28 protein-coding genes are annotated in these 26,081 nt (G+C 39.4%); 16 read left to right on the top strand and 12 right to left on the bottom strand.

Annotated features, from left to right (window positions below; all coding sequences use genetic code 11):
• Positions 1–27 precede the first annotated feature (27 nt).
• A protein-coding gene (prfB, locus tag ACE1ET_RS07570; protein WP_375727774.1) for a peptide chain release factor 2 occupies positions 28–1,138 on the top strand; the annotation gives its coding sequence in 2 pieces (ribosomal slippage) (positions 28–90 and positions 92–1,138; 1,110 coding nt in all).
• Positions 1,139–1,146: 8 nt separating this feature from the next.
• Positions 1,147–2,208 (top strand): tRNA 2-thiouridine(34) synthase MnmA, encoded by a 1,062-nt coding sequence (mnmA, locus tag ACE1ET_RS07565; RefSeq protein WP_375727773.1) that lies wholly within the window; start codon positions 1,147–1,149, stop codon positions 2,206–2,208.
• Between the two features lie 80 nt (positions 2,209–2,288).
• On the opposite strand, the gene ACE1ET_RS07560 is transcribed toward mnmA, so the two are convergent.
• The 5 genes from ACE1ET_RS07560 to ACE1ET_RS07540 form a co-directional block, all read right to left on the bottom strand.
• Entirely contained in the window at positions 2,289–2,696 is a 408-nt protein-coding gene (locus ACE1ET_RS07560; protein ID WP_375727772.1) for a hypothetical protein, read from the bottom strand.
• 141 nt (positions 2,697–2,837) lie between these two features.
• On the bottom strand, positions 2,838–3,347 hold the full coding sequence (locus tag ACE1ET_RS07555; protein WP_375727771.1) for a DNA-3-methyladenine glycosylase: 510 nt from the start codon (positions 3,345–3,347) through the stop codon (positions 2,838–2,840).
• 434 nt (positions 3,348–3,781) lie between these two features.
• Positions 3,782–4,747, bottom strand: a complete 966-nt coding sequence (gene trxB / locus ACE1ET_RS07550) for a thioredoxin-disulfide reductase (protein WP_375727770.1) — start codon at positions 4,745–4,747, stop codon at positions 3,782–3,784.
• A 90-nt stretch (positions 4,748–4,837) separates the two neighbouring features.
• Positions 4,838–5,209, bottom strand: a complete 372-nt coding sequence (locus tag ACE1ET_RS07545) for a thioredoxin (protein WP_375727769.1) — start codon at positions 5,207–5,209, stop codon at positions 4,838–4,840.
• 12 nt (positions 5,210–5,221) lie between these two features.
• A complete protein-coding gene (locus tag ACE1ET_RS07540; protein ID WP_375727768.1) occupies positions 5,222–5,566 on the bottom strand; it encodes a NifB/NifX family molybdenum-iron cluster-binding protein in 345 nt (114 codons plus the stop codon).
• 215 nt (positions 5,567–5,781) lie between these two features.
• On the opposite strand from ACE1ET_RS07540, the gene ACE1ET_RS07535 reads away from it, so the two are divergent.
• From ACE1ET_RS07535 to ACE1ET_RS07525, 3 genes are all read left to right on the top strand, one after another.
• The gene (locus tag ACE1ET_RS07535) at positions 5,782–6,162 is read left to right on the top strand and encodes a BlaI/MecI/CopY family transcriptional regulator (protein ID WP_375727767.1); all 381 of its coding nucleotides are present in this window, start codon (positions 5,782–5,784) and stop codon (positions 6,160–6,162) included.
• Position 6,163: 1 nt separating this feature from the next.
• Complete coding sequence (locus ACE1ET_RS07530) at positions 6,164–7,603, top strand: N-acetylmuramoyl-L-alanine amidase (protein ID WP_375727766.1); 1,440 nt, start codon at positions 6,164–6,166, stop codon at positions 7,601–7,603.
• 111 nt (positions 7,604–7,714) lie between these two features.
• Positions 7,715–8,407 (top strand): Crp/Fnr family transcriptional regulator, encoded by a 693-nt coding sequence (locus tag ACE1ET_RS07525; protein ID WP_375727765.1) that lies wholly within the window; start codon positions 7,715–7,717, stop codon positions 8,405–8,407.
• Positions 8,408–8,475: 68 nt separating this feature from the next.
• On the opposite strand, the gene ACE1ET_RS07520 is transcribed toward ACE1ET_RS07525, so the two are convergent.
• Complete coding sequence (locus ACE1ET_RS07520; protein ID WP_375727764.1) at positions 8,476–8,832, bottom strand: hypothetical protein; 357 nt, start codon at positions 8,830–8,832, stop codon at positions 8,476–8,478.
• 86 nt (positions 8,833–8,918) lie between these two features.
• Here ACE1ET_RS07520 and ACE1ET_RS07515 point away from each other — a divergent pair, with 86 nt between their 5' ends.
• From ACE1ET_RS07515 to ACE1ET_RS07505, 3 genes are all read left to right on the top strand, one after another.
• Positions 8,919–9,266, top strand: coding sequence for a hypothetical protein (locus ACE1ET_RS07515; protein WP_375727763.1), 348 nt, complete (start codon positions 8,919–8,921; stop codon positions 9,264–9,266).
• 102 nt (positions 9,267–9,368) lie between these two features.
• On the top strand, positions 9,369–9,650 hold the full coding sequence (locus tag ACE1ET_RS07510; protein WP_375727762.1) for a type II toxin-antitoxin system RelE/ParE family toxin: 282 nt from the start codon (positions 9,369–9,371) through the stop codon (positions 9,648–9,650).
• Positions 9,651–9,661: 11 nt separating this feature from the next.
• Positions 9,662–9,967 (top strand): HigA family addiction module antitoxin, encoded by a 306-nt coding sequence (locus tag ACE1ET_RS07505; RefSeq protein ID WP_375727761.1) that lies wholly within the window; start codon positions 9,662–9,664, stop codon positions 9,965–9,967.
• Between the two features lie 42 nt (positions 9,968–10,009).
• Here the strand turns inward: ACE1ET_RS07505 and hisB are convergent, their stop codons facing one another.
• From hisB to hisG, 4 genes are read right to left on the bottom strand one after another with little or no spacing between them, the layout of a single operon-like run.
• Positions 10,010–11,137 carry a bifunctional histidinol-phosphatase/imidazoleglycerol-phosphate dehydratase HisB gene (hisB, locus tag ACE1ET_RS07500; RefSeq protein ID WP_375727760.1) on the bottom strand — a complete coding sequence of 376 codons (1,128 nt, stop codon included), beginning with the start codon at positions 11,135–11,137 and terminating at the stop codon, positions 10,010–10,012.
• Between the two features lie 3 nt (positions 11,138–11,140).
• On the bottom strand, positions 11,141–12,184 hold the full coding sequence (hisC, locus tag ACE1ET_RS07495) for a histidinol-phosphate transaminase (RefSeq protein WP_375727759.1): 1,044 nt from the start codon (positions 12,182–12,184) through the stop codon (positions 11,141–11,143).
• Positions 12,181–13,476 (bottom strand): histidinol dehydrogenase, encoded by a 1,296-nt coding sequence (hisD, locus tag ACE1ET_RS07490; protein ID WP_375727758.1) that lies wholly within the window; start codon positions 13,474–13,476, stop codon positions 12,181–12,183. The genes hisC and hisD overlap by 4 nt, the downstream gene beginning before the upstream one ends.
• A 17-nt stretch (positions 13,477–13,493) precedes the next feature.
• Positions 13,494–14,345 carry an ATP phosphoribosyltransferase gene (hisG, locus tag ACE1ET_RS07485; protein ID WP_375727757.1) on the bottom strand — a complete coding sequence of 284 codons (852 nt, stop codon included), beginning with the start codon at positions 14,343–14,345 and terminating at the stop codon, positions 13,494–13,496.
• Between the two features lie 303 nt (positions 14,346–14,648).
• Here hisG and ACE1ET_RS07480 point away from each other — a divergent pair, with 303 nt between their 5' ends.
• A complete protein-coding gene (locus ACE1ET_RS07480) occupies positions 14,649–15,548 on the top strand; it encodes a bifunctional enoyl-CoA hydratase/phosphate acetyltransferase (protein WP_375727756.1) in 900 nt (299 codons plus the stop codon).
• A 391-nt stretch (positions 15,549–15,939) separates the two neighbouring features.
• Positions 15,940–16,881, top strand: a complete 942-nt coding sequence (locus ACE1ET_RS07475) for a helix-hairpin-helix domain-containing protein (RefSeq protein ID WP_375727755.1) — start codon at positions 15,940–15,942, stop codon at positions 16,879–16,881.
• On the opposite strand, the gene ACE1ET_RS07470 is transcribed toward ACE1ET_RS07475, so the two are convergent.
• Positions 16,845–17,498 (bottom strand): AlbA family DNA-binding domain-containing protein, encoded by a 654-nt coding sequence (locus tag ACE1ET_RS07470; protein ID WP_375727754.1) that lies wholly within the window; start codon positions 17,496–17,498, stop codon positions 16,845–16,847. The two genes, ACE1ET_RS07475 and ACE1ET_RS07470, sit on opposite strands and share 37 nt — an antisense overlap.
• 144 nt (positions 17,499–17,642) lie before the next feature.
• On the opposite strand from ACE1ET_RS07470, the gene ACE1ET_RS07465 reads away from it, so the two are divergent.
• From ACE1ET_RS07465 to ACE1ET_RS07450, 4 genes are read left to right on the top strand one after another with little or no spacing between them, the layout of a single operon-like run.
• Positions 17,643–18,107 (top strand): hypothetical protein, encoded by a 465-nt coding sequence (locus ACE1ET_RS07465; protein WP_375727753.1) that lies wholly within the window; start codon positions 17,643–17,645, stop codon positions 18,105–18,107.
• Between the two features lies 1 nt (position 18,108).
• Positions 18,109–19,416 (top strand): DUF6844 domain-containing protein, encoded by a 1,308-nt coding sequence (locus tag ACE1ET_RS07460; protein ID WP_375727752.1) that lies wholly within the window; start codon positions 18,109–18,111, stop codon positions 19,414–19,416.
• Positions 19,397–20,665 carry a hypothetical protein gene (locus tag ACE1ET_RS07455; RefSeq protein WP_375727751.1) on the top strand — a complete coding sequence of 423 codons (1,269 nt, stop codon included), beginning with the start codon at positions 19,397–19,399 and terminating at the stop codon, positions 20,663–20,665. Before ACE1ET_RS07460 ends, ACE1ET_RS07455 begins: the two co-directional genes overlap by 20 nt.
• A gap of 10 nt (positions 20,666–20,675) precedes the next feature.
• Entirely contained in the window at positions 20,676–22,130 is a 1,455-nt protein-coding gene (locus tag ACE1ET_RS07450; RefSeq protein WP_375727750.1) for a hypothetical protein, read from the top strand.
• A 1-nt stretch (position 22,131) separates the two neighbouring features.
• On the opposite strand, the gene ACE1ET_RS07445 is transcribed toward ACE1ET_RS07450, so the two are convergent.
• On the bottom strand, positions 22,132–22,935 hold the full coding sequence (locus tag ACE1ET_RS07445) for a hypothetical protein (RefSeq protein WP_375727749.1): 804 nt from the start codon (positions 22,933–22,935) through the stop codon (positions 22,132–22,134).
• A gap of 266 nt (positions 22,936–23,201) precedes the next feature.
• Between ACE1ET_RS07445 and ACE1ET_RS07440 the strand changes: the two genes are divergently transcribed.
• Complete coding sequence (locus ACE1ET_RS07440) at positions 23,202–23,564, top strand: BlaI/MecI/CopY family transcriptional regulator (RefSeq protein WP_375727748.1); 363 nt, start codon at positions 23,202–23,204, stop codon at positions 23,562–23,564.
• A 153-nt stretch (positions 23,565–23,717) separates the two neighbouring features.
• Positions 23,718–26,024: a TonB family protein gene (locus ACE1ET_RS07435; RefSeq protein WP_375727747.1), complete on the top strand. Its 2,307-nt coding sequence runs from the start codon at positions 23,718–23,720 to the stop codon at positions 26,022–26,024.
• Positions 26,025–26,081: the final 57 nt, after the last annotated feature.

The following is a 26,081-nucleotide window of genomic DNA, read 5'->3' as shown; positions in this document are numbered from 1 at the left end:
TTTGTAGCCGTAAAAATTTAAATAACCATGATTACAATTGAAAATATCAAAGAACTCTCATCCCGACGGGATGTTCTGAGGAGGTACCTTTGACATCGACCGAAAGCAGATAGAACTCGAAGAACAGGAAATGCGTACCCAGGCGCCCGATTTCTGGGATGACCCTAAATCAGCCGAGGCTCAGATGAAAGAGCTGAACGATCTGAAAGACTGGGTTGGTAGATACAACGACATCAATACTTCCATTGAAGATTTACAGGTGCTTTACGATTTTCAGAAAGAAGGGGAAGCTTCCGAAGATGAGGTGGACCAACACTATGCTGAAACAGTTAACCTGATTGAGGCGCTGGAGCTGAAAAATATGCTGCGCCGCGAAGAAGATCGCATGGGTACTATTATTAAAATCAACGCAGGAGCCGGAGGAACAGAATCCAACGATTGGGCTGATATGCTGCTGCGCATGTACCTGCGCTGGTGCGAAAGTCATAAATACAAAGTTACTGAAACACATTTTGTACCTGGTGATGAAACCGGTGTTAAATCGGTTACGCTCCAGGTGGAAGGCGATTATGCCTACGGTTATCTCAAAGGCGAAAATGGTGTGCATCGGCTGGTTCGCTTGTCGCCGTTTAATGCGCAGAACAAACGTATGACATCGTTTACTTCGGTTTTTGTAGCGCCTTTGGTGGATGATACCATTGAAATTGAGGTTAATCCGGCTGATATTACATGGGAAACCTTCCGTTCGGGTGGTGCCGGAGGACAGAATGTGAACAAGGTGGAAACCGGTGTCCGTTTGCGGCATGCGCCTTCCGGGATCATTATTGAAAATACAGAGAGTCGTTCCCAGTTGGGCAATAAGGAAAATGCCATGCGAATTTTAAAGTCGCAACTGTACGAACTTGAACTTCGCAAGCGCATGGAAGAGCAGGAAAAGATTGAAGGAACGAAGCAGAAAAACGAGTGGGGATCACAAATTCGTTCGTATGTGTTTCAGCCTTACAAAATGGTGAAGGACCTGCGTACCGGTCATGAAACATCCAATGTTCCGGCTGTTATGGATGGCGATCTGGATGATTTCATCAAGGCTTATCTCATGATGTTCGGTGCCAGCGACAGTGTGGTATCAACACGTTAATTTTCGGTTTGAACACAAACGCAACATCCGTATTAGTGGCCATGAGTGGCGGCGTGGATTCCACGGCAACCGCACTGATGTTAAAAGATCAGGGGTATGTGGTATACGGCATTCACTTTGTTTTTTATCACGAATCAGATAACCTGCAACCGGTTTTTGATGTGTTTGAAAATCTTGCCATCCAAACAGGCATTCCCATTGATGTAGTGGATGTGCGGGAAGACTTTGCCAAAACCATCATTCAACCGTTTATTGATCAGTATATAAACGGTATTACACCCTTTCCGTGCGCATTGTGCAACAAAACGCTGAAATGGCCCTTGCTGCTGGAGTATGCAGATCGGCTGAATTGCAGGTTTGTAGGCACGGGGCACTATTCGCAGATTGAAAACTGGCAGGAACAACAGGTCATTTCTGTGGCCGCTGATCCTGATAAGGATCAAAGCTTTTTTTTGTGGAGCATACGTAAAGAGTGGATGCCCCGGATTTTATTCCCGTTGGGACAGACCACTAAAGTAAAAGTCCGCGAATACCTGGACAAAGTCGGATTTACGTCCATGGCTAAAAAGAAGGACAGCCTGAGTGTATGTTTCGCCGGCGAAGGATACCAGCAGTTTTTAGAAAAATATGTGCCGGAGGGGAAGCTGAATGCACTAAAAGGAAACTTTGTTTCGCCGGAAGGAGAAGTTCTTGGTCCGCATAACGGCATTCATCTGTATACAGTAGGCCAGCGCAGAGGGTTTAATCTCAATATTGATGGCCCGCTGTTTGTCACTGAAATTGATCCCACAACCAAAAATATTACGCTGGGCCCACACGATCAGCTTTACAAATCTGAATTTTTTATCACCAACTTCTATTTTATCGATCTTGAAAAAGTGATGGAAACGGAGCTGGATGTAAAAATCCGCTATCGCAAACAACTGGCCAAAGGACGGCTGTATAAAACCGATGATGATCAGATTTTAAAAGTTGTTTTATCCGAACCCGAATATGCCATCGCCAAAGGCCAGACTGCCGTTTTTATGCAGGGGAATTTGATTTTGGGAGGAGGGTTTATTATCAATTAGGAATTATATCCACAAAATCCTCAGTCTTAATTCATGATTATTTTTTGTGCTGCAATATTTAAATTGAATTTGGTATGCCATCAGGAAGCCAGTATTTTTATTATCATTGCAACAATTGCAATGGCAACAAGCCCAAGTACATAATACTTTATCCTATCAAAGTCCCAGTGGTTGCGATATGCTGCTTCCACTGAAATACCTTGCTTAATATAAGTTCGACGCATAATTTGCTCTTTAGTAGGCGTTTGTATCTCAACCTTTTTATTGTATTGTTCAACATTGTTTAATAATTCAGATTTATTGAATCCATGGCATATTTCCTTTTGATAGCTTTCTAGATCTTTATTATTATTCTGATGCCACTTTTTAAAGTAATTTGAGAACTGTTCTGTGCAGTTATAACACCAAATATGATTTGTATGCTTTATTTCTGTCAGGTAACCACAATTTTCACACTTGTAATAATACTTTGTTTGATCATTTTCCATTAGTCCTTAATTTAAAGTTGTAGTATTGGTTTAAATTTATGAATGAATAAATTAAAAACAAGCTCGCTGCTATTGCAAATACGTAAAACAAAGCTTTTGAGTAAGTCAGATAATTCCTAATTCCTCATTCGTAACTCGAAATTATAACATTTTCCATCGCCAGTGTTTACTTATCCAGGGCTCGCCGGCATAGTCAATACCAATGCGTGGTGTGGTGACAAGATCAGAAATCACCGGAGCATCTTCGATCCAGATACGGTTGGAAGTAGTCAGATCTTCGCCGTAAAATGATTTGTCCAGTCCAAGTGCTTTTCCTGCTTTCCCGGGACCATCGAACCCTTCAATACCGCGGATCAGAACAGCCTGCGGAATATCTTTTGGTCCGGTTACAATATTCAGCATCCAGTACATGCCATAGATAAGGTACATGTATACATGGCCACCTTCGTGAAACATGATTTCGGTGCGCTTGGTACGGCCCTTGGAAGCATGGCAGGCTTTGTCTTCGAATCCGTTATAGGCCTCAACTTCAGTAATTTTATAGCGCAAAATTTCATCGCCATGATTTACAGCAATGGTTTTTCCCAGCAGATTCGGAGCTACCTTAAGCACATTACGTATGTAAAATTCCCGTTTAAGTCTTTCAGCCATAACCAGCATTTAGTTTGACTAAAATAGTGAATTTCTTTAATAGTTAGCGAGGGTTTCGCTCAAAGCGAAGCCCTCGCTACGACATTGTTCCGGAGGGACATAATATCGGTAGAGTTTGATGTTAAAGTTTTAAATGGTAAAAAATCCCCTGTCATGACATTGCAGTCATGACACCCCCTTTTTCTAAGGGGGACTTTGAAACCTTTAATTAGTGGATGACTGTCCTCCTTGCCTGAAAGGAGGTGGATCCCGACCAAAGCGTCGGGAGACGGAGGATTTAAAACTATTGTTTTCTAGATTTGTGTCGCGCTCCCACCAAAAACAAATTAAGGGCCCCGCATATGCGAAACCCTTAATTATCTAACCTCTAACAATCGCTACTATAACAAAAACTGGTTTGTAATTGGCTGTATTACGAAACCGGATGTTATATTTTATACTGCACTAATGGCAATTTCTTCTTCTTTTTCAACGAATACACTGCGCACGTAATCTGATGTTGAAAGTGCTGCAATGGTACCATCTGCTACGGCAGTGGTTACCTGTCTGTATCTTTTTTGAATGGAATCACCAGCTGCAAACACACCGGGAATATTAGTTTTCATATCGGCATCAGCCAGAATTTCTCCCCGGTCGTTTGTTTTAACCAGGTGTTTGATATTATCAGTGTTCGGCACATAGCCGATGAACACAAACACACCGTCTGTTTTTAGTTCGGTTTGTTCGCCGCTTTTCAGGTTTTCAATTACCACAGATTCCACGCCATCTGTTCCGCTGATTTTGCGTAATTCACTTTCCATTACGAAGGCAATCTTTGGATTATTTTTGGCCTCATTCACTGCATGTTCAAAAGCCTGAAAATGATCGAACTGATGAACGATAGTCACCTTTGTGGCATAATTCGTCAGTGCCACAGCCTCTTCCAGCGCAGAGTTTCCTCCGCCTACCACTACCAGTTCCTTTCCTGTAAAAAAGTCACCATCGCAGGTGGCACAATAGGATACGCCGCGGCCTTTCAATTCGGCTTCACCCGGTATACCCAATGGGCGGGGTTTACCACCAGCAGCTATGATTACCGATTTTGCCTTATATACTTCTTTTCCGTTCACCTCAATCTCTTTGATATTTTGGTTCAACCGGTAACCGGTAACTGACAGGTTGGCTTTGATTTTACATCCGAACGATTTGGCCTGGTTCTTCATGGTATTCACCAGCATGTATCCGTGTGTGGTTTCAACACCCGGATAGTTTGCAATCTCCTCTGTAAGCGTAACCTGCCCTCCAATCGCTCCTTCATTCAAAATCAGTGTTTTAAGCTTACTCCGTGAAGCATAAATTCCGGCGGAGAGTCCTGCCGGTCCGGCCCCTAAAATGATTACATCATATAATTCTTCGTTCATGGTAAAATTATTTATTAAGCAAGAAAATTGGGATAAATGAATTTGGTTCACGCATGAAAGCATGAACCAAATAATCATTTGACCTGGGTCTTATTTTTCTACATTAGCAGCGGCGAATTCTCTGTCAAGAATTGAAGTCACCATATCCATACTCTGGATGCTTGATGTAGCGTGTGCTGTTTCTCCGTTTTTGTAATACATGGTAAAAGGCAATCCCATAAAACCTGCACATTTGGGATCGTTACGAACGATGTGTGCTTCAGGGCTGTCAAATGCCATTACAGCAAATTTAACATGGCTGTATTTCTCTTCTTCTTCCAGTTCTTCCATGATTCCGTAAACAGGAATACACATAGGACCCATACGGCCTGTACAAACCATTACGTTTTCATTTTCCTGAATAAACTTCTGCAATTCTGCAGCTGTCTCAAACTCATGTAAGCCAGTTCTTAAATACTTCATTTTACTTTATGTTTAATTGTTATACAAATGCATTACTTTTTGATCCGAGGTGAGCTGTCCGTCTAAATATTGACGGACAAGCACATCCGGATCGCTGTTTTTAACCCCAATAAAAACCTGAATTTTGTGCTGAGCCAAATATCCTATGATGCCCGGCTCTATGAAGTTTGTGATCACAATACCAATACCCATTGCATTCAGTTGAGTTGCAATTTCCTCGGTTGATCCGGTTACAGGAAGTAATGTTTCCTTTCCAACAACTTTTCTGCCTTCCGTTGCATAGACAGTCAGAAAATCGCATGTTCCGTATTTGGAACTCAGCCTGTTGTCTTGTATTGGAATTGCGATGCGTTTCATTCACTAAATTTCTATGCAACAAAAGTACGGCGCTACCAAATTCCGGTAAAGAAAAAGCCATTGAAGTATTACAATCCAAAAATTGAAATTTTACAAAGCAATTTTTAGCGAGGGTGGTAGCGAGGGTTTCGCTTTAAGCGAAGCCCTCGCTAAAACATTAAAATATTTGCATAAATAAAATTAATTACTACATTTGTAGTATTAAAACTACATTTATGGTTATAAGGCAGCTTAATAAGTCCGAACTTCAGATTATGGGATATCTCTGGGAGATAGAAGAAGGATTTATGAAAGATATCGTTGAAAAGTTTCCTGAACCAAAGCCGGCGTATACTACCATCTCAACACAGTTGAACAGAATGTGCTCCAAAAAATACATCGGATTCAAGAAACTTGGAAGGGATAAATTGTATTTTCCAATCCTACAGAAAAAGGACTATTTTTCAGGATATTTGAAAAGTATCATCTCTCTCTTTTTTAATGATTCAGCAACGCAGTTTGCATCCTTTTTTACAAAAAACAGTGACCTCAGTGTTGAAGAACTGGAAGAGCTGAAAGAACTGGTTAAGTCACAAATTTCCCAAAAAAACCAATGATATGGTTGAATATATTTTAAAATCCACCATAGGTTTAGGAATTGCGATTCTGCTTTATTACACCTTACTTAAATCCCTTAAGAATTTTATTTTCATCAGGTTCTTCTTGTTAACAGCATTGGTGCTAAGCTTAATTGTTCCAACAATGAATATTAAGGTAAATAATATGCCTTCCGTAATTAAAGATCTTGGTCTAAGAAGAACAGAAAAAAGTTTTGTACAGAAGGATTTTGTACAAAATGAGGAGATTATGTTTGGGGAGCCAGAGAATATCAAATTTTCAAAACGGCAAAAAATATTATTCGGATATTTTCTTGTTGCTTCAGTCTTTTTGATCCGTTTTGTTTTCAACCTTATGTTGATCCTTTTTAGTACCAGACATGGGCGGGTAAAAATTGACGGATTGAAAATGATAGTAAAAGAGAAGCGGATTAAACCTTATAGTTTTTTGAATTATCTGTTTATAAGCAGCCATGATTTAAAAAATGATGCATCGGCTTCTATATTGATTCAACATGAGAGGGTCCATATAAAACAGTTTCATTCTTTGGATATCATTTTGGTGGAACTGATAAAATGTACGTTCTGGTTCAATCCGTTGATTTGGGTATTTAAAAGAATAATGGTGTTGAACCATGAATATCTGGCAGATGATGGTGTTGTGAAATCGGGAACGGATAGAGAGAAATATTTTAATTGTCTGATTAATAGTTCAATAAAAAAGCAAAGCTATCAATTGGTCAGTGGATTTAATTTTACGCAAACTAAAAACAGAATACGTATGGTAAACCGAAAAAGTCCTGCAAAATTCAGAAGATGGGTTACTCTTCTTTTTGCATTGTCATTGTCTGTTTCCTTTTTTATTTTAACCTCCTTCGATCTGGGTGCAGAACGTGAACCTTTCGTAGTTGTAATTGATTCCGGTCATGGAGGGAAAGATCCCGGAGCTGTATTGAATGGCATACAGGAAAAGGATATTAATTTGAGTGTGAGTAAGCTTCTGTATTCCTTGAGTTTAAATAATGACGATAATATTAAAATTATACTCACTAAAACAGACGATGAATTTTTGAAGTTACAAGAACGGGTGGATATCTCAACTGAAAATCATCCTGACTTTTTCCTGAGCATTCATTGCCAGGATAATATTTCGAAAGGAGTCAACGATTTTATATCCTATTTTAATGATGGTAAGTATTCTTCAGAATCGTTTTCCTGTTGTGAAGACTTGCTTTCAGAATCTTTGAACAAGGAAACTAATAAAATTATAAGCGGGCCATTTTATGTGCTCAAGCATAGTGAATGTCCTTCTGCATTATATTCTATTGATCTTTCAGTTGATGATCTGGATGTAACAACGTTTTCGGATCCCGATTACCAAACACAAATTGCAAAATCCATTTATAACGGACTTCTGAAAATTCAGGAAAACAGAAAGTAAATTTGCATAAACTAGGGCTTCATTTAAAACGAAACCCTCGCTAATGCTGTCTAAAACAAGACTCTTAATATTTTGTGGTTTTTTGTATCTTCGTATTTTAAATAAAATGCGATGGAAGAACACCAGGTACCCCACCTGAACTCTATTTTCAGCAAGAGCAGTTGTTTTATGATGCTGACAGAGGATGAGCTCGATTTTATCAGCACCAAGAAACGTCAGATTGTGTATAACAGTGGTGAGACTGTATGCAAGCAGGGCGCGTTTGCCCCGTATGTATTGTATGTGCTGGATGGTCTGGTGAAGGTTTTTGTGGAAACGGGCAGAGGAAAATTTAAAAGCATCAGCCTGATGAAAGGCGGTGACTTCATTGCGTTTTCAACGGTATTTGGGGAGAGTGTTTACAATTATACCGCCATGGCATTGAAAGAGTCTGCAGTTTGCATGATAGATAAAGAGGGCCTTAAGAAGATCCTGAAAGATAACCGCGATTTTGCATTTAATATAGTATCACGTAATTACAGAACGGAAAACCATTTGCTGGAGATTATCAAGACGATTACACACAAACAAATGCCTGGAAAGCTTGCAACAACGTTGCTATATCTTGCACAGGAAGATTTTCTGGCGGAAGATGTGTTTCATCATTTAACCAGAAAAGAGATCGCTGAATTTGCCGGAATAACGATGGAAAGTACCGTAAAACTTTTAAAGGAATTTGAACAGGATAAATTGATATCACTGGATGGTAAGGACATCAAAATTCTGGATAAACACGGTCTTGAAGATGTAAGCATCAAAGGATAAAAAATTAATTTGGAATTATGAATTACATCGTTCCAATTCTTAATTCTTAATTCTTAACTCGTAATTAACTAAGCTATTTCCTCGGTGACTTTCCTTGTAATTTTTTCGTGATATCTCGAAAACCGTTCATCCAGCATATGAACTTCAAGCTGTTTTTTCCATTCTTCAGCTTCTGCCGACAAGGCCATCAGTTTTTTGTTGTTTTCAAGGTTGGTAAAGTCAGCCTTTTGTTTTTTTACAAACCCGTGAAATTCACCAAGCCACTTTTCATACGTCTGTAAAAAATCTTTCTGTACATCATTTAGCTTATCATCTTTCATATAACCAATATCTGATGCAGTAGCGAGTGGCGCAACAGCTGCTGCTCCCAGTGTCAGTCCTATTCGCTTCAGAAATGATTTACGGCTTTGTTTATCGTTTGCCATGTTTTAAAAATAAAAGGTTCTTATTTTAAACGATTCCGGATAAAAATGGTTTATAGTAGGACAGAAAAAACTTTAAAATAATTAAGATGAAACCATATTTGGCAAATTTGATTAACAGTATCGTTCTTATAGCCTTAGGCTTGTGGTCGTATTTTGGAAGCGAAACTCCCTCCGTTACAGCTTTGATACCTGTGTTTGTTGGCGTAGTACTCTTGGCAATGGTTAAACCAATGCAGGGAGGAAACAGGGTAGTGGCACATATCGTGGTCACACTAACATTTTTGTTACTGGTGTCACTTGTTAAACCGCTTACAGGTGCAATTGGCCGCGATAGTCAGATTGGTGTGATTCGGGTGGTTATCATGATGGCAACATCACTATACGCCATGATCATCTTTATCAAAAGTTTTGTAGATGCGAGGGTGAAGAAATAGTTTTGGTGAGGGTTTGACCCCCAATAAAATCCATGATACATTTAAAATTGCTATTTTCGAAAGACTTACTTATCTTTGGCGTTAGTAATACAGTGCGTCAGTATGATAATATCGTTTGGATCAAAAACTACTGAAAAGATATGGGATGGAGAAAGAGTAAAATCTATCCCAATAGAGATTCAACAAACCGGGCGTAGAAAATTAAGGATGATTAATAACTCATTGAATATTAATGATCTGAGAATTCCTCCTTCAAACAGGCTCGAGAAACTTAAGGGAGATAAAAAAGAGTTCTTCAGTATCAGAATCAATAATCAGTGGCGTATAATCTTTAAATGGGAAGGCAATAATGCTTATGACGTTGAAATACTGGATTATCATTAACAGATCTGAAAATGGACAAATTAAGTAATATACATCCCGGAGAAGTGTTGTTGGAAGAATTTTTGATTCCAATGGAAATTTCTGCCTATAAGTTGTCTAAGGATACAGAAATACCTCAGACAAGAATATCTCAAATTATAAAAGGAAAGAGGCGCATTACGGCTGATACGGCCCTGCGATTCAGTTCATATTTTGGAAATTCAGCAAAATTCTGGTTAGGCTTACAGGATGATTTTGATTTGGAAGAAGAAAGGATCAATAAACATGATCTTTTAACAAAGATCAGAAAAAATGCACCGGATGAATTGGAGCTATAAATGTAAAGAGAGCTTCATTCAAAACGAAACCCTCAATTAAGTCTATAACACACCTTTTGTAGAAGGCAGTTCAAATTTAAAGACATCGCGTTTTACCGCCATTTTTATGGAGCGGGCCAGGGCTTTGAAAATGCCTTCAATTTTATGATGTTCATTATCTCCTTCCGCTTTGATATACAGGTTGCATTTTGCAGCATCTGAGAAGGATTTAAAGAAGTGCAGAAACATTTCAGTTGGCATATCACCCACTTTTTCGCGCTTGAATTCAGCATCCCAGACCAGCCATGGCCGGCCACCAAAATCCAGTGCAACCGTTATGAATGAGTCATCCATGGGCAGGGCATAGCCGTAGCGTTCAATGCCACGCTTATCGCCAATGGCTTTATATATGGCTTCTCCAAGAGCCAGTGCAGTGTCTTCAATGGTGTGGTGTTCATCCACTTCAAGATCTCCTTTAACTTTAATAGTCAGATCCGAACCGGAATGTTTTCCAATCTGTTCCAGCATGTGGTCAAAAAAGCCAAGACCGGTTTGAATATCGCATTTCCCAGTACCGTCAAGGTTGATCCGCACATAAATATCTGTTTCTTTTGTTGTGCGTTGAACTTCGGCAGTTCTTTCCCCTGCTTTTAGAAAAGCGTAAATATCATCCCAGTTTCCGGTTTGCAGCACACAAACATCAGACAGTTCATTGGTTTTCAGGTCATCAGATGTTATTGCATCGGATAATAAAATGGCATTACATCCCAGATTTTTTGCCATCTGCACATCTGTTAGTCTGTCTCCGATTACGTAAGAGTTTTCCAAATCAAAATTCCCCTTCATATAATCGGTCAACATCGCAGTTCCGGGTTTGCGGGCAGGTGAATTATCTTCGGGCATGGAAGGGTCAATATGCTCAGCTTCAAAATAAACACCTTCATTTTTAAAGGTATTGATTATCATATTATGGCTTGGCCAAAATGTATGTTCCGGAAAAGAATCTGTACCAAGTCCATCCTGATTGCTCACAAGAACAAGTTTAAAATCAAGCTTTGCAATATAATGCATGTTTCGGATAGCTCCCGGGTAAAACTCCAGTTTTTCCAAAGCATCCAGTTGATAATCAACCGGAGGTTCTTTTACAAGTGTTCCGTCGCGATCTATGAATAATATGCGTTGTTTGCTCATTTTTTAAGCGTTTAATGCGGTCAGTGCTGTGATTAATTTTATGTTTTCTTCCGGTGTTCCAACCGTGATGCGAAGAGAACCTTGACATAATTTTACACGGCTGCGGTTCCGAACGATCACCGAATTATCGATCAGTTTATGGTATATTCCATCAGCATCCTTAACCTTCACCAGTAAAAAGTTGGCATCCGAAGGATATATCTGTTCAACATACGGAATGCTGAGCAGTTCACCTTTCAGACGTTCCCTTTCTTTTAAAATGGCATCCACCCAATTTGTTTTTTTGACATCATCTTTCAGCAGTTCCATGGCTTTCTGCTGCGTGAGAATATTCAGGTTATAAGGATATTTAATTTTATTCAGAACCTGAATGATTTCAGTTGCGGCAAAGGCCATTCCAAGACGGATGGCAGCCATTCCCCATGCTTTCGAAAAAGTCTGAAGAACCACAAGGTTGGGATATTTATCCAGCTGCTTCAGCCATGTTGCCTCAGGTGCAAAATCAATATAAGCTTCATCAATGATCACTAATCCTTTAAAGCGGTCCAGAATCGGTTCTATCGCCTCTTTTTTGAGCAGATTAGCTGTTGGATTATTGGGGGAACACAAAAAGATCAGTTTTGTATGTTCATCAACAGCATTCAGAACAGTATCGGTGTTCAGACTGTAATCGCTGTTGAGTAAAGCCGGTTTTACTTTTATATTGTTAATGTCAGCTGCAACGGTATACATGCCATAACTCGGTTCCATGGCCACAATGTTATCCTTGCCGGGTTCACAAAATGCCCTGAAAAGCAGGTCAATGGGTTCATCACTGCCGTTTCCAAGAAAAATCTTTGCGGCATCCACACCTTTGATTTGCGATATACGAGACTTCAACTCCCGTTGCAACGGATCAGGATAACGGTTGTACGGTTCATTATACGGATTTTCATTCGCATCCAGAAAAACCGAAGCTGTTCCCGAAAACTCATCGCGGGCGCTTGAATATGGTTTTAACTGCTTAATGTTAGCTCTAAGCAGTTTATTCAGATCAATCTGGCTCATTTTTCAGAATCTTCTATATCTTTTAATCGTAGTGTGACAGCATTTTTATGCGCCATCAGCTGTTCGGCTTCAGCCATTTTCTCTATGGCCGGACCAATATTCGTTAATCCCTGTACTGTGATTTCCTGGAAAGTAATCTTTTTAGTAAAACTATCCAGGTTTACCCCACTGTAAGCCCTTGCGTAGCCATTGGTCGGCAGGGTATGGTTGGTTCCTGATGCATAATCACCGGCACTTTCAGGGGTATACTGACCCAGAAATACAGACCCGGCATTAATTACTTTATCAGCAATTTCACTGTAATTTTTGCTTTGTATGATCAGGTGCTCCGGCGCATAAAGATTGGTGATATCAATAATCTCTTCCGTGTTTTTTACCACGATCATCCTGCTGTTGGCTATGGCTTTCCTGGCCATATCTTTACGTGGTAATTTTGAAAGCTGACTTTCAAGTTCATACAGTACCGGAGCAATCAAATCTTCTGTGTCTGTCACCAGGATGACCTGGCTGGTTTCACCATGTTCTGCCTGCGAAAGAAGATCGGACACGATAAATGCCGGATTGGAATTCTTATCTGCAATCACTTCCACTTCAGAAGGTCCTGCCGGCATGTCAATGGCAACTTCTTTTAAACTTACCAATTGCTTGGCAGCTGTCACAAACTGGTTTCCCGGACCAAAAATTTTGAAAACCTTTGGGATGGATTCGGTTCCGTATGCCATGGCTCCAATGGCCTGAACACCACCGGCTTTAAATATGGAAGTTACGCCAACAAAGTGAGCGGTCCATAAAATAGCCGGATGAATACTGCCATCTTTTGATGGAGGCGTACAAAGCACAATCTCATTACATCCTGCAATTTTAGCCGGAATAGCCAGCATTAACACAGTGCTGAAAAGTGGAGCAGTCCCTCCGGGAATGTATAACCCTATTTTTTCAATGGCTACACTTTTTTGCCAGCAGGTTACACCTGGAGCTGTTTCAACAGGTTTCCCTTCAAAGACCTGAGTTTTATGGAATGTTTCAATGTTTTTAGCAGCCAGTCTAATGGCATCCTTCAGGTCTTCACTTACAAGTTTTGAAGCTGTTTCAATTTCCTCATCCGTAACCTGCAAATGTTCAATGTCGGCTCTGTCAAATTTTTTCCCGAATTTGAGAACAGCCTTATCACCGCCTGCTTTTACCTCGTTGAGTATGGATTGAACCGAGTCAAAAACACCGCTGTTATCGTTGTCCGGCCGGGTTGTTATTTTATCCCATTCCTTTCGGTCAGGGAATCGTAAAACTTCCATTGTTTTTTGTTACAAATTTACATTATCATTTTCTCAATCGGAATGACCAGAATGCCTTGTGCTCCAAGGGCCTTCAGCTTTCCAATAATTTCCCAGAATTGTTTTTCTTCGATCACCGAGTGCAGTGAGCTCCAACCTTCTTCAGCCAGTGGCATTATAGTAGGGCTTTTCATGCCCGGAAGCAACCCGATAATCGCATCGATCTTTTCATTGGGGGCATTCAATAAAATGTATTTTTTGTTATTAGCCCTTTGAACCGATTCAATCCGGAAGATCAACTCGTCGATAATGGCTTTTTTCTCATCACTCAGACTTTTGTTCCCGATGATGATGGCTTCCGAAGGCGTAACCACCTCAACTTCCTTAAGTCCATTGCTGACCAGTGTTCCCCCAGAACTGACAATATCAAATATGGCATCTGCCAGACCAATTCCCGGAGCAATTTCCACTGATCCCATAATCTCATGAATCTCAGCACTGATGTTCTGTTCTTTCAGATAATTTTTCAGGATGACCGGATAGGACGTAGCGATTTTTTTACCCTTAAACCATTCGGGGCCCTGATAATCTTCACCTTTAGGAATGGCAAGCGACAGACGGCATTTGCTGAATCCCAAACGTTTGATGATTCCCGCATCCTGCTCTTTTTCCAGATATTCGTTTTCACCCACTATCCCGATATCAGCCACGCCATCTGCTACCGACTGCGGAATATCATCGTCGCGCAGGAACAACAATTCGCACGGGAAATTTTTTGCGGGAGACAGTAACTGGCGTTTCCCTGGTGTGAGTTTAATACCCACTTCTTTTAATAACTCCATCGACTCTTCGTGTAGCCGACCTTTTGTTTGTACTGCAATTCGTATCATTTGTTATTTAGTTATATGCAAATAAAAAAGGCTCACCGGTAAACGATAAGCCTTTGAATATTTTTACACATTAGAATCACGGCCTACCGCTGAAGCAGGAAAAAATGATGACCGTGATGTAAAGTGTTCGTAATCATGTTCAATTAATTGTGCTGCAAATGTAAGTTAAAATTTAAAATCTGCAAAAAAACCTGTCAATTGTCATGGAATTTTAATCAATACACATGCTCATGTTACACAGCCGAATGAACTTCATCATATTTCATTTTGTTTAGAAGCTGTATTTTTATTAAAAAATTTACCATGCTAATAAAACTGTCTGACCTCAACAAATTGTTAAAAGCCGATATGCCAACCAAGCGTCTTGTTTTGGCTGTTGCTGATGATCCACATTCCTTAGGTGCTGTAATAGCTGCGCAGGAGAAAAATATTATTGATGCAGTTCTGGTTGGTGACCAGAACAAAATTGAAAAAGTAGCTTATGAACATGAGATATCCATCAAAGGGACGCAGATCATTCATGAACCGGATAAATTGAAAGGTATTCGGTTATCCGTTAGTCTGGTTCATAACAAGCAGGCAGACATACTTATGAAGGGTAATGTTAAAACACCGGATTTATTGCGCGGGGTATTGAATAAAGAATGGGGTTTACGTACCGGAAAGCTGCTGTCGCACTTTGCTTTATTTGAAGTTCCCACTTACCATAAACTAATTGCAATTACGGATGTTGCAATGAACATATCACCAAACCTGAATGAGAAAATCGGTATTCTGGAAAATTCCGTTAGTTACCTGCACAAACTTCAGATAGCTAATCCTAAAGTAGCCGTTTTGGGTGCCATTGAGGTGGTTGACGAGAAAATGTCTGCCACTCTGGATGCTGCATTGCTTTCAAAAATGAATCAGAGGGATCAGATAATGGGATGTATTATTGATGGTCCACTGGCGTTTGATAACGCAGTAAGCAGCGAGAGTGCCAAACATAAAGGCATCAAAAGTGATGTGGCCGGCGATTGTGATATACTACTTGTCCCGGATATTGAGGTGGGAAATGTGTTGTATAAATCTTTGGTATTTTTCTCAAATGCGAAGGTGGCGTCGGTGGTGCTGGGTGCAAGTGCGCCAATCGTACTGACTTCCAGAAGTGATTCTGAAGAAGCTAAGTTTAATTCTATTCTATTGGCAGCCGTAGGTGCATAATAGACAAATACCTGATTGGGAAATGTAATTTATCCTTGAAAATTCATAGTCAGACTATGATATTTCAAGTACAAGCTGTATTAAAAATCTGACTATTCTTTCGCCCTTATCGGGCTCCTAATAATTAAATCACTCAATTTTTCTACCATACATGCACACCCTACGGTGTGCTTCTGTTTTTGTGTAAATGCATTTAATGTGGAGAAAAAGACCGGATATTTGAAAAGAGGGCCGTTGGTCCCGACTGAATGGTAGAAAAAATCGATATAAAAAATCAGAGCTCCGTAGGTGCGAAAGTGCTGGGATGAATGAAGCTTTTACTCGCATTAAAGTCCTTGATAACAAGAATGAGTTTTTTTGTTAACTTTGGTTATTACTAAACAACCTGAACATGTGGAAAGACTGGTTTTTTTACTCGCGCCGGGAACGCAACGGCATTATTATTCTCATCATCCTGTTGCTGATTTTGCTGATTGCAAGGTTATTTATGCCAACACTTGTCAACCATAAACCATATGACTATTCCTATTACCAGTCAAAAATAGATTCGTTTAAACATGCAATGTACATGGATTCTTTAAGGCAGGTGTGGCTCACAGAGGATCATTTTAATAGAGATTCCCTTTCGGTGTTTGATCCGAACACAGCTGATTCATTAACTATGCGACGGTTGGGATTTGGTTCAATCAGTATCACTAATATTACACGTTACCGAAATTCCGGTGGATCATTTCGTGAAGCTAAAGATCTTGGAAGAATATATTCTATATCAGACAGTGAACTCGTGGTATTGAAACCTTTCATCCGGATCAGCAGAAAGGAGAAAAGTTTACCTGATAAAGTAGTGGAAGTGACTGAAGTAAAGGCTAAAGAGGAAAAGCGGGTTGAGTATGTGAGTATTGAAAAGGAACCTGAAATTGTCATAGAACTCAACAGCGCTGATACTGCTCTGCTGAAAATGTTGCCCGGAATTGGCTCAGTACTTTCTGAGCGTATCGTGAAATACCGGAGTTGGCTGGGAGGTTTTTACAGTCAGGATCAATTAAAAGAAGTTTATGGCCTGAAACCCGATGTGGTACATAATATTTCGGATCAGCTTACCATTGACACTACGTTGTTGGTAAGGCTAAATCCAAATACAGTGTCTGTCAATCAACTGAAAGGCCATCCATATCTGAATTTTTACCAGGCTAAAGCCATATATGAATACCGAAGAGATAAAAAACCGATTGAAAATTTTGAAGAGCTTATGAGGATACAAGGTCTGGATACAGTAAAACTGGGAAGGATCAAACCTTACTTGTCATTTTCTGATGTAGGAACCAGTGAATAGTAGGTGAGTTTATCCGTAAAATGGATGCGGATAATGTTCATGGCAACAAGGTCTGTTAGTATCCGGTTGGCCGTTCTGGAGTTGATCTCAGCCAAACGTTTAAACTTTCCGGCTGTTACGGTTTCTTCATTATTGAGCAGATCGAGCAGTTTTTTTACAGGTTCAGACAACAAAAAGGCCTTGCCTTCAGGTCGCTTTTTCTGCTTTTGTGCATTGATATAGATGGCATTTGCCAGCAAATTCTGATCGTTTACCCGAACATACACTTTAAACTTCCCGTCGTTATCAGGTGCCTTGTGGAGTTTATAGTCACTTTTTGCGATTTTTATTTCCAGTACAGTCTTCCCGTTCACGTCCCACTCTTTTGCCTGAAAGGGAACTGGGGGCTTACAATACATATGTGCAGCAGCCTCTATCATGTAAAACTCCTCTTCGGAGCGCACACCAGAGATATTTCCATTGTCCTTTACACCGACGAGCAAACGTCCGCCCTGCGTGTTGGCAAAGGCTGCAAGTGAACGCGCAATTTTTTTTGAATCAGAAATTTCAAATTTGAAATCCTGTTCCACATGCTCTCCTTCTGTAATATACTGCAGTATTTTGTTCGTATAAGGCATGGTGCAAAGATAGCTTTAAATAAAATGATATACCTTCTTAATGTATAATGATTATAAATTAAGGAGACGGCTTATAATTTTAAATACCTGAAACATAAAAACATTGGGTTTTTAATAAATTTACAGCACCTCATTGTATCCATTATGAAATATATCGTATCAACACTTTTTGTGTTTTTGTTGCCATTAGCCTTATTGTCACAGACTGATTCATTGATTAAGGTTGTAAAAAAGCATCCGGTGATTAGCGAAGGAGGTGCCGAGGTTATACCTTTTGATGGGCAGGCCTATATTGTAGGTGTAGGGTTTGTGGAAAATAAGGGACAATCGCGTTCCATTCTTGAACGAATTGGGAAGGTTAAAGCTGAAAAAGAAATTGCAGTATTGATTAATGGTTCTGATTTTACGTCGTCAGCTGTGGCGGTAATAGAGCAAATTGTTACCACGGAAGGTAACGAAAGGAAAGTAGAAGAAAAAACATCATATTTTCAGACAATTAAAGAGAATTCAGAAGGATTTATTCACTCTATGTCCAAGCTGGCAAGCTGGAAGTCTGATGATAAGTCTATGTTTTACTACGCAATCTACAAACCCATAAATATTGAATAAAATGAAAAAACAATTATTGCTTTTTGCGTTTTTGCCTTTTTTGATGGCTAAAGCTCAAAATCCCGGAGATATGGCGGCGTCAAAGGCCGTTTCTGAGACACAGGATGTCCAGGTAGAAGTGCTTGAATTCCCGGAAGATAAATTAACGGAATCAGTTATGAATTCACTTGCAAGACAGGGGAAGAGTCTGGATGCAATTAACAGCGATGGTTCCATTTATGTGATAGCATCAGGAACTACTACCAGGCCTAGTAATATGCCGGGATTTATTTTATCAAGAAATGTGGCATATTCAATTGCTGAAATGACTGCTAAAATGAATTTGCTGAGAATGGCAGGTGAACAGATCACCTCAGGTAGAGGATTTGAAATGATCGATGATAAAATAATTGGTGAAGATCCGGATCAGAAAAAGAAAGCAGGTATGCTGAAAAAGGCCAAAATGGTAATGGATAAGTCGCTTGATAAAGCTTTGAGTGCACTCGGTGTTTCGGATGAGGAAATACAGAAATTGAACGAATCCAATAAGAAGGCTGTGTTTGAACAGAAGTATAATGAATCGGTCCGTTCTTTTGTTTCCGGAATGGTAAAAGGTTGTGCAGTCGTCCGTATTTGTGAGGGAGAGGCTGGGAATAATGACTATCAGGTTTCGGTATGTATGAAATATTCACCGGAGTTTCAGTCACTGTCAGCCATGATTAAGAACCGGGATGATTCGCAGGCAAAGCAGGGGAAATCGACAAATTCGATGGACAAGATTTTAGGTATGACACCCGATAAACTTGTCGGCAGAATGGGAACCTATATTACTTACGATCAGAATGGTGATATGGTTGTATACGGATTTGGGCAGGAAGAGGTGAATGCAAGCGGGACCAGAGCTTCTGCTGAATTCTCCAGAGCTTACAGTAAAGCAAGACTTTCGGCTGTAAATAACATTAAAAATTTTGTGGCTGAAGATATGATTGCTGATGAGGTAAGTGAAACAACTGAAAAATTTCAGCAATATGCAGATGGTACTGATTCCTATTTTTCACAGCAGAAATGGTCACAGGCGGTACAGTCAAAATCAACCACACTGAATTTACCTACAACCATGGTAAGGAAGTGGAAAGGTATTCATCCGGTTTCAAAACAAAATGTTGCTGGGGTAGTGGTTATGTGGTCACCTACTATTGCAGCCAGGGCAGATGAATTAAAGGAAACATTTACAGAACCGGAACCTGCCAACGGTAACAATCAACAGGCTCAACCTCAAAAAACCAAGAAAAGCAACTACACTGTAACTGGTGAAGAGGAAGAGTTATAGCATATTATATTTACTATTGTTTTTTAATTGCCCGGTAATTACCGGGCAGTTGAATTATGAGTACAACGGTGTTACGTATGCGCTTAGTAGTAGCAGGACGATGTTGTTTTCGGATGTAGTATTTAATGATCCGGTTAGTTCATCACGGGTGCTTACTGCACAAATCAGTCAGGCACGGTTAAAGTCGGCAGAACTGATGGGTTTGTATTTGATCTTTAGTCGTTCTTATACTCAGGATCAAAAAACCCAGGACCTGTTTCCCCTATTCGTTAAATATTACGGAAAGGGATTTAATGTTGAAGTTTCAGATTTGATAACTAAAAGAAATACAGGTGACAGTGATGCCCGTAAAATCAGATTTGAGTGCCCGGTAAAAAAATATGAAATTTCAGAAATTGATATGGCAGATTTGCCGGATCTGAACGCTTTATGCGAAAAGGAATACAGGAGTTCCAGGGATATTTATTCTGCTGAAATGTATATTTCATATTGCCCGGTTTCTCCTGCGGATCAGCTTAGAATGAACGCCGGATTTCTTTCCAGGCAAAACGCTCCTTTGCCGGTAATGGCAAAATGTTACGGTCTGGAGCCGGGAACTGTTTTTGAATCTACCCTGTTCGGATCAGCTGAGGCTGGAATTCAATTGGTATATGAACTCCTGGCAGAAAAGGAGGTAGCAGGTCAGTTTTCTGAGCGCTTGATTCTAATGGATCTTATAACAGTATCAGATGGGTTTGAAGCCAAAGACGCATATTACACAGAATTTCTTAGTAACATTGAAAAAAGTGACGAGCTTTGGGATGATATTTTGTTGTTTGCATCCGAATATGCCGAAGGAGAGGAACCTTTTGATGCATTTAGTGCCATACAACGTTATCCCGGAGCTTTAAATCTGCATCTGTTTTCTGGTTCAAATGATGTGATTTACAAAAAAGCATTACTGCTATTTAATGACAACAAGCAGGACAGTGCCATTATCAGTTTACGCGATGCTGTGAATTTTAACGGAGTTACGCTGGAAAAAATCATTTTATCCGCTGCAGTTTACCGCATACAAAAAGATTATCAAAAGTCACTTATTATGTCTGTCATAAGTGCATTCAATGGGATTGACACAGATTATGTTCCCGGAAACCTGTATTTGTCGCTTAAAGCGCTCAATTATAATAAAACAGAACAATTAAAAACGTATTTACTTAATAACATAACGTGCGATAAATGGTCATTTGAGGTTATTAGTAACAATTAAAGCAAAAATTATGAGAAGATATTTATTAGTCGTATTCTTTATCTCTGTAACGGTTCTTTCGTATGCTCAGCTTAAGGTCCCTTCCAATCTTGAAACCGAAGATATCGAAGGTGAACGTTTGGTTGCAGGCGACGGGGAAAAGAAAATTATTACATCGGCCTATGGAGAGACTTCAGATAAAGCCATGGAAAATGCGTTGAGAAATGCCGTGGAGGAAGCTGTTGGAGCATTAATTTCCAGCGAGACAAAAATTGAAAATGATGAAATCGTAAAAGATGAGGTTTTATCCTATAGCAAAGGTTTTATTAAAACCTATAAAAAGCTTTCCGAAGAAAAGGATGATGGTGATTTTAAAGTAACAGTAGCTGCTATTATCACGCAAAAGCAACTCATAGAAAAGTTGGAAGCCACAGGTGTTGAAGTGGCATACCAAACATCCGGAATGTTTGCTCAGCTACAGGCATGGGACAAGGCAAAAGAGGATGAGTTTTCCCTGGCAAAAAAAATATTTAGTGTTGATCCGTTAAAGCCTTTCCCTATTGCGTATAACTTTCAGGTAAATGTTGGAGAACCGGTACGTAAAGGGGAATATTATTTCATAAATACAAAGGTAATAGCAAGTCCTAATCCCAATTATATATCAATAATACAGAATACCAAGGCAATGCTTAATGAGTTAGCCTATGAAGTTAAGGAGTTTGCATATTTCATTGATTTGTCGCATAACAGATCAGCAAACAGTCAGTCGAAAATGACCTATTCTGCATGGGTCAATGTGCAAAAAACAATTGAGATTAAGCGAAATGGCAAGGAGAAGGTAAATAAGGATTATCAGTTTCTGCACTGTAATTTCCCTGAGTTTAAACCCCGGTTAATGAGTGGTACTTATGATATGCTGAACCGACACGGAAACCAGCGGCTTGAATTTTTGGGCAATCTGGATTATGAACTTTTAGGAATGCTGAGCAAACGCAGCTACGAAAAACCCCTGAGCCAGGAAGACAAGAACAGGTTGAACGACCGCAGTCTTCGGACAGACAGGGTGAATCTGGTTTATGATGTTTTCAGTAAAAATTATACGCCATATTTATTCATTATAAGGGAACCCAAAAAAATAACAGTCTACAAATTTATTAATCCGGCTACGATTGACGTTATTGGACGCTATTTTACTTATTTACTCGAAGGACTCCATGTGAAAACCGTGTTTGATATGAATGGTATGGATGATATTGAGGTTATTAATCCCGTTTATCACCAATGCATGTATTCTTATTCATCAGGAATTAAAACAACAACTCCCGAAATCAGCAACTTATACACAGGAATGGTGCTGGAGTCAAATCCTGCTGTTATAACGGTGGATGAAGAACATAAGTTTAAATCTGATGATTTTTCAAGAATAGCCAACATAGCTGTAAAACCAACATACGATGGGTATACGTTTTTTGAGACGAAGCCGTAGGCTATTTGTTGAACAGCCGTTTTAAAACGATCAGCAAACCCAGAAATACAAGATTTAACACAATGGAAATGCCCAGGATGAGGGAAAATCCTGAGGCCAGGCGACCAACAACAAGCAAAAACTCCGAAGCAAAATCGGTGAGCCATAATGTTGCAAAATTGATGATAAATAAAACAAGAAGCAATATCCATAAGCCTCCGAACGTCCCTTTTAAATCGGCTTTGCTTAATGTTATGTTATTCCCGATTGCGAACACCAGGTAAAGAAAGATAAAGGATTTCCAGAATGAACCGGAACTGAAGACACCTGCCAAAAGGCCAAAGGCTCCTTTAAAAATCAAGCGCACCTGGTCAAAAATACTCAGGTCTGAACTGAATTTTTCACTCAGGTCATATGAAAATAAAATACGTGAAAGGATATACAAAATGAGCGTTCCGAATATAACCGGCCCTATACCTATAAAAAAGTTACCAATGTTTTGGTATATGTTTTTTTTGTTGTAGGAATGATTTACATAACCCAATCGTCCATCAGAAGTATCTCTTTTGAACAGCTTGATTTCTGTGATTTTGTGGCCAAATATCAGCGCAAAAATGGCATGTCCTGTTTCGTGTATAGGGACACCGATGCTGGCCACAAAAACCTTATAAATGGTTCCACCTAAAATGTCATTGCTCAGCTTTTCGCTGGTGCCGGATATAAAATTCTGAATAAAAGCCAGAAAAAGTGGAATCCCAAATGCTAAGAGAAATGTAAATACGGTCACATAAAAACTCTGCCAGATATACAGAATAAAGTCATTCATCGTTTTTCTTATAAATATAAGCTGAATTATGAATTACAGCAAAAAAACATAATTAAACTAAAAAAATAGTTGAAAAATTTTGCAACTAATTATTTAGTTGTATATTTGAACTAAGAATTTAGTTGAATGTTTGATAAAACGGTTACAGAAAGTTGTAACGTTATTAATGAATAACACAATGTAAAATTGAATCTGTATTTGAATCAACAGAAGAAGCAATTTATTCTGTCTTGATTCTTTTATCTTGATTCCTGATTCTATTAAAAATGAAAGAACTAACGAAAGCAGAAGAACAGGTAATGCAGGTCATCTGGGAGAAGGGGAAACTAACAGTAAATGATGTGCTGGAAGATTTACCGGAACCAAAACCGGCTTACAATACGGTTTCAACCATAGTACGAATTCTGGAGAAGAAACGATTTGTGGATCATGAGCCTTTTGGCAGAGGTTATCTTTATTTTCCGTTGATAACAAAGCCAGAATACACCAAAAAGTTTATGAAGAACTTCATTGGTAACTATTTTGGCAACTCGTTTAAAGACATGGTTTCATTTTTTGCAAAAACAGATAAAATGGACCTGGAAACATTCGAGAAGATGATGGAAGAGATCAAAAAGGAATTAAAGTAAAGATTTGAGACACAAGACGCAAGATGATTTTTCTGCGAAAATCAGCGAAGATTTCCGCGTTAATCAGCAAGAACCTTGTATACGTTGCTTTTATTTAATCTGAGCAAGTCATGTTACCTGATTCTTGATCCTGATACTTTAAAATATATGAGTATGAATATCGTAATTAATTATATCGTTGAATCGGCTTTAAGCCTGGGAATTCTGACCCTGTTTTATTACGGGTTTTTGCGCAACAGGAATATTCCGGGTTTTAACCGTTGGTTCCTGCTGGTAGCCTTAGTATTTACTTCGGTTTTGCCATTGTTTCATATCACCTTGATGCGACCTGAAATGGCCACGGTAAAAGAGCCGGTATATTACGGTTTTATGCTCGATATGGTTAATATATACGGAACTTTAATGAAGCAGAATGTTGTTCCTGCAGTTCAGCAACATTCAGGTCTTCACTGGTTATATATGGTTGGATTAGCCTTGCTTGTTATCCGGTTAATCTTTGCACTGTCTAAAATCGGGATCCTTCAACGGAAAACGATGATGCAAAAAGTGCAGGGGATTAACCTGATACAGAGTGAGAAGATATTCCAGCCATTCTCTTTTCTGAATACGGTATTTGTGCCTAAAAGCTTTATGCAGAACGATGACATACAAAGCATAATACAGCACGAATCCATTCATGTCAAACAAAAACACACATTCGACCTGATTCTGCTGGAATTGGTATTGCTGGTCCAATGGTTTAACCCGTTCGTATGGTTACTACGCAAAGCCATTGTTGAAAATCATGAATTTATTGCCGATCGTGCTGTCCTTAAAGGTGGTGTTTCGGTGGCTGATTATCAACGATCTCTTTTGTACCAGGTTATGGGAACCAGGTTTGATCTGGGTACCGGTTTCAGTTATTCCTTAACAAAAAAACGATTTAAAATGATGAAAACTAAAGTGAATAAGAAAGGTGTATTAATAAGTGCTCTGTTGAGCCTGATGCTTTTCTCCGGAATATTTTTTGTGGCTGCTTCTGAATTATCGGTAAGTGATATAGTAGCACCATTGATAAGTGAAAATAATAATGACAATTCGGCTGCAACTCCGTTTGAACAGAATGATGAGCGGCAGATATTTCAGATTGTGGAAAAGATGCCGGAATATCCTGGGGGGGCAAAGGCAATGATGGAATATTTATCAATGAACATTAAATATCCAACAATAGCACAGGAAAAGGGCATACAGGGGCGCGTGTATGTGAATTTTATCATTAATACTAAGGGCGAAGTCAGCGATGTAAAAGTTGTTCGTGGTGTTGATCCAGCACTGGATGCAGAAGCTGTACGAATTGTCAAGGGGATGCCGAAATGGACTCCCGGTGAACAAAGAGGTAAAGCTGTGAATGTGGCGTATAATCTGCCCATAAATTTCGCGTTGGATAACGGTAAGAAAGAGGTGACCGATGGAGCAAGTATCGTTGCCGGAGATATGATTGTTAAGAACGAAAAGATTGAGAAAACTGATGATGGCGTAATTGTAAGTGCTAATGTTCTGGATCATAAGAGTAATCCCATACCCGGAGCTTCAGTAATCTTAAAAGGCAACACCTTAGGGACTGTTACAGATATGACAGGTCGCTTTATATTAAAGATCACGTCTAACGTGTTGGAAGAATCTGATAAGGCATTGGTTATTAGTTTTGTAGGATTAAAAAGTGTGACGATAGACTTAGAGAGTACCGGAAACAAAATGGATGAAATAGAAGTGGTTGCACCTGGTAAACCAGTTGTTTTTCAGATTGTTGAAAAAATGCCTCAGTTTCCGGGAGGAGAAGCCGCTATGATGAAATACCTGAATCAGAATATTCACTATCCTGATGTTGCCAAGAAAAACGGTATTCAGGGACGGGTATATATTAACTTCATTGTTGAAGAAGATGGATCTTTATCTAATATAGAAGTTAAAAGAGGTGTTGATCCGTCATTGGACAAGGAAGCCGTAAGGGTTATAAAAGCGATGCCAAACTGGAAACCAGGTGTTCAGAGAGGAAAGATGGTTCGGGTTAGCTTCATGTTGCCCATTAATTTTGTTTTAAACGATGGAAAATCAAAGAGTGAAAAACTAACCATTATTGAGGACAAACCTGCAGTGGATGAGAATGTGGTTTTTCAGATTGTCGAACAAATGCCGGAGTTTCCTGGAGGAAGTGATGCTATGATGAAATTTATTTCGGATAATCTGGATTATCCTGTTGAAGCCCAAAAGAATAAGATTCAGGGGAAGGTATATGTCAATTTTATTGTGGAAAAGGATGGTACTGTAGATAACATTAAGGTTGTACGGAGTGTCGATCAATTGCTGGATAAGGAAGCAGTGAGATTAATTAAAGCTATGCCTAAATGGAGCCCTGGAAAACAACGGGGTAAAAATGTGCGGGTCAGCTATATGTTACCAATAAATTTTCTCTTGAGTTAAAAGAAAACAGATTAATATCAGGTACGTAGAATAAGACTCATTCGTTGGAATCAGACC

The sequence above is a fragment of the Quyinboa mangrovi genome (genome assembly GCF_042219825.1).
In the GTDB taxonomy this organism is placed as follows: domain Bacteria; phylum Bacteroidota; class Bacteroidia; order Bacteroidales; family UBA5342; genus JBHJHP01.
The sequence above is the reverse complement of the archived record's forward strand: the minus strand, read 5'-3'. Positions and strand labels throughout refer to the sequence as shown.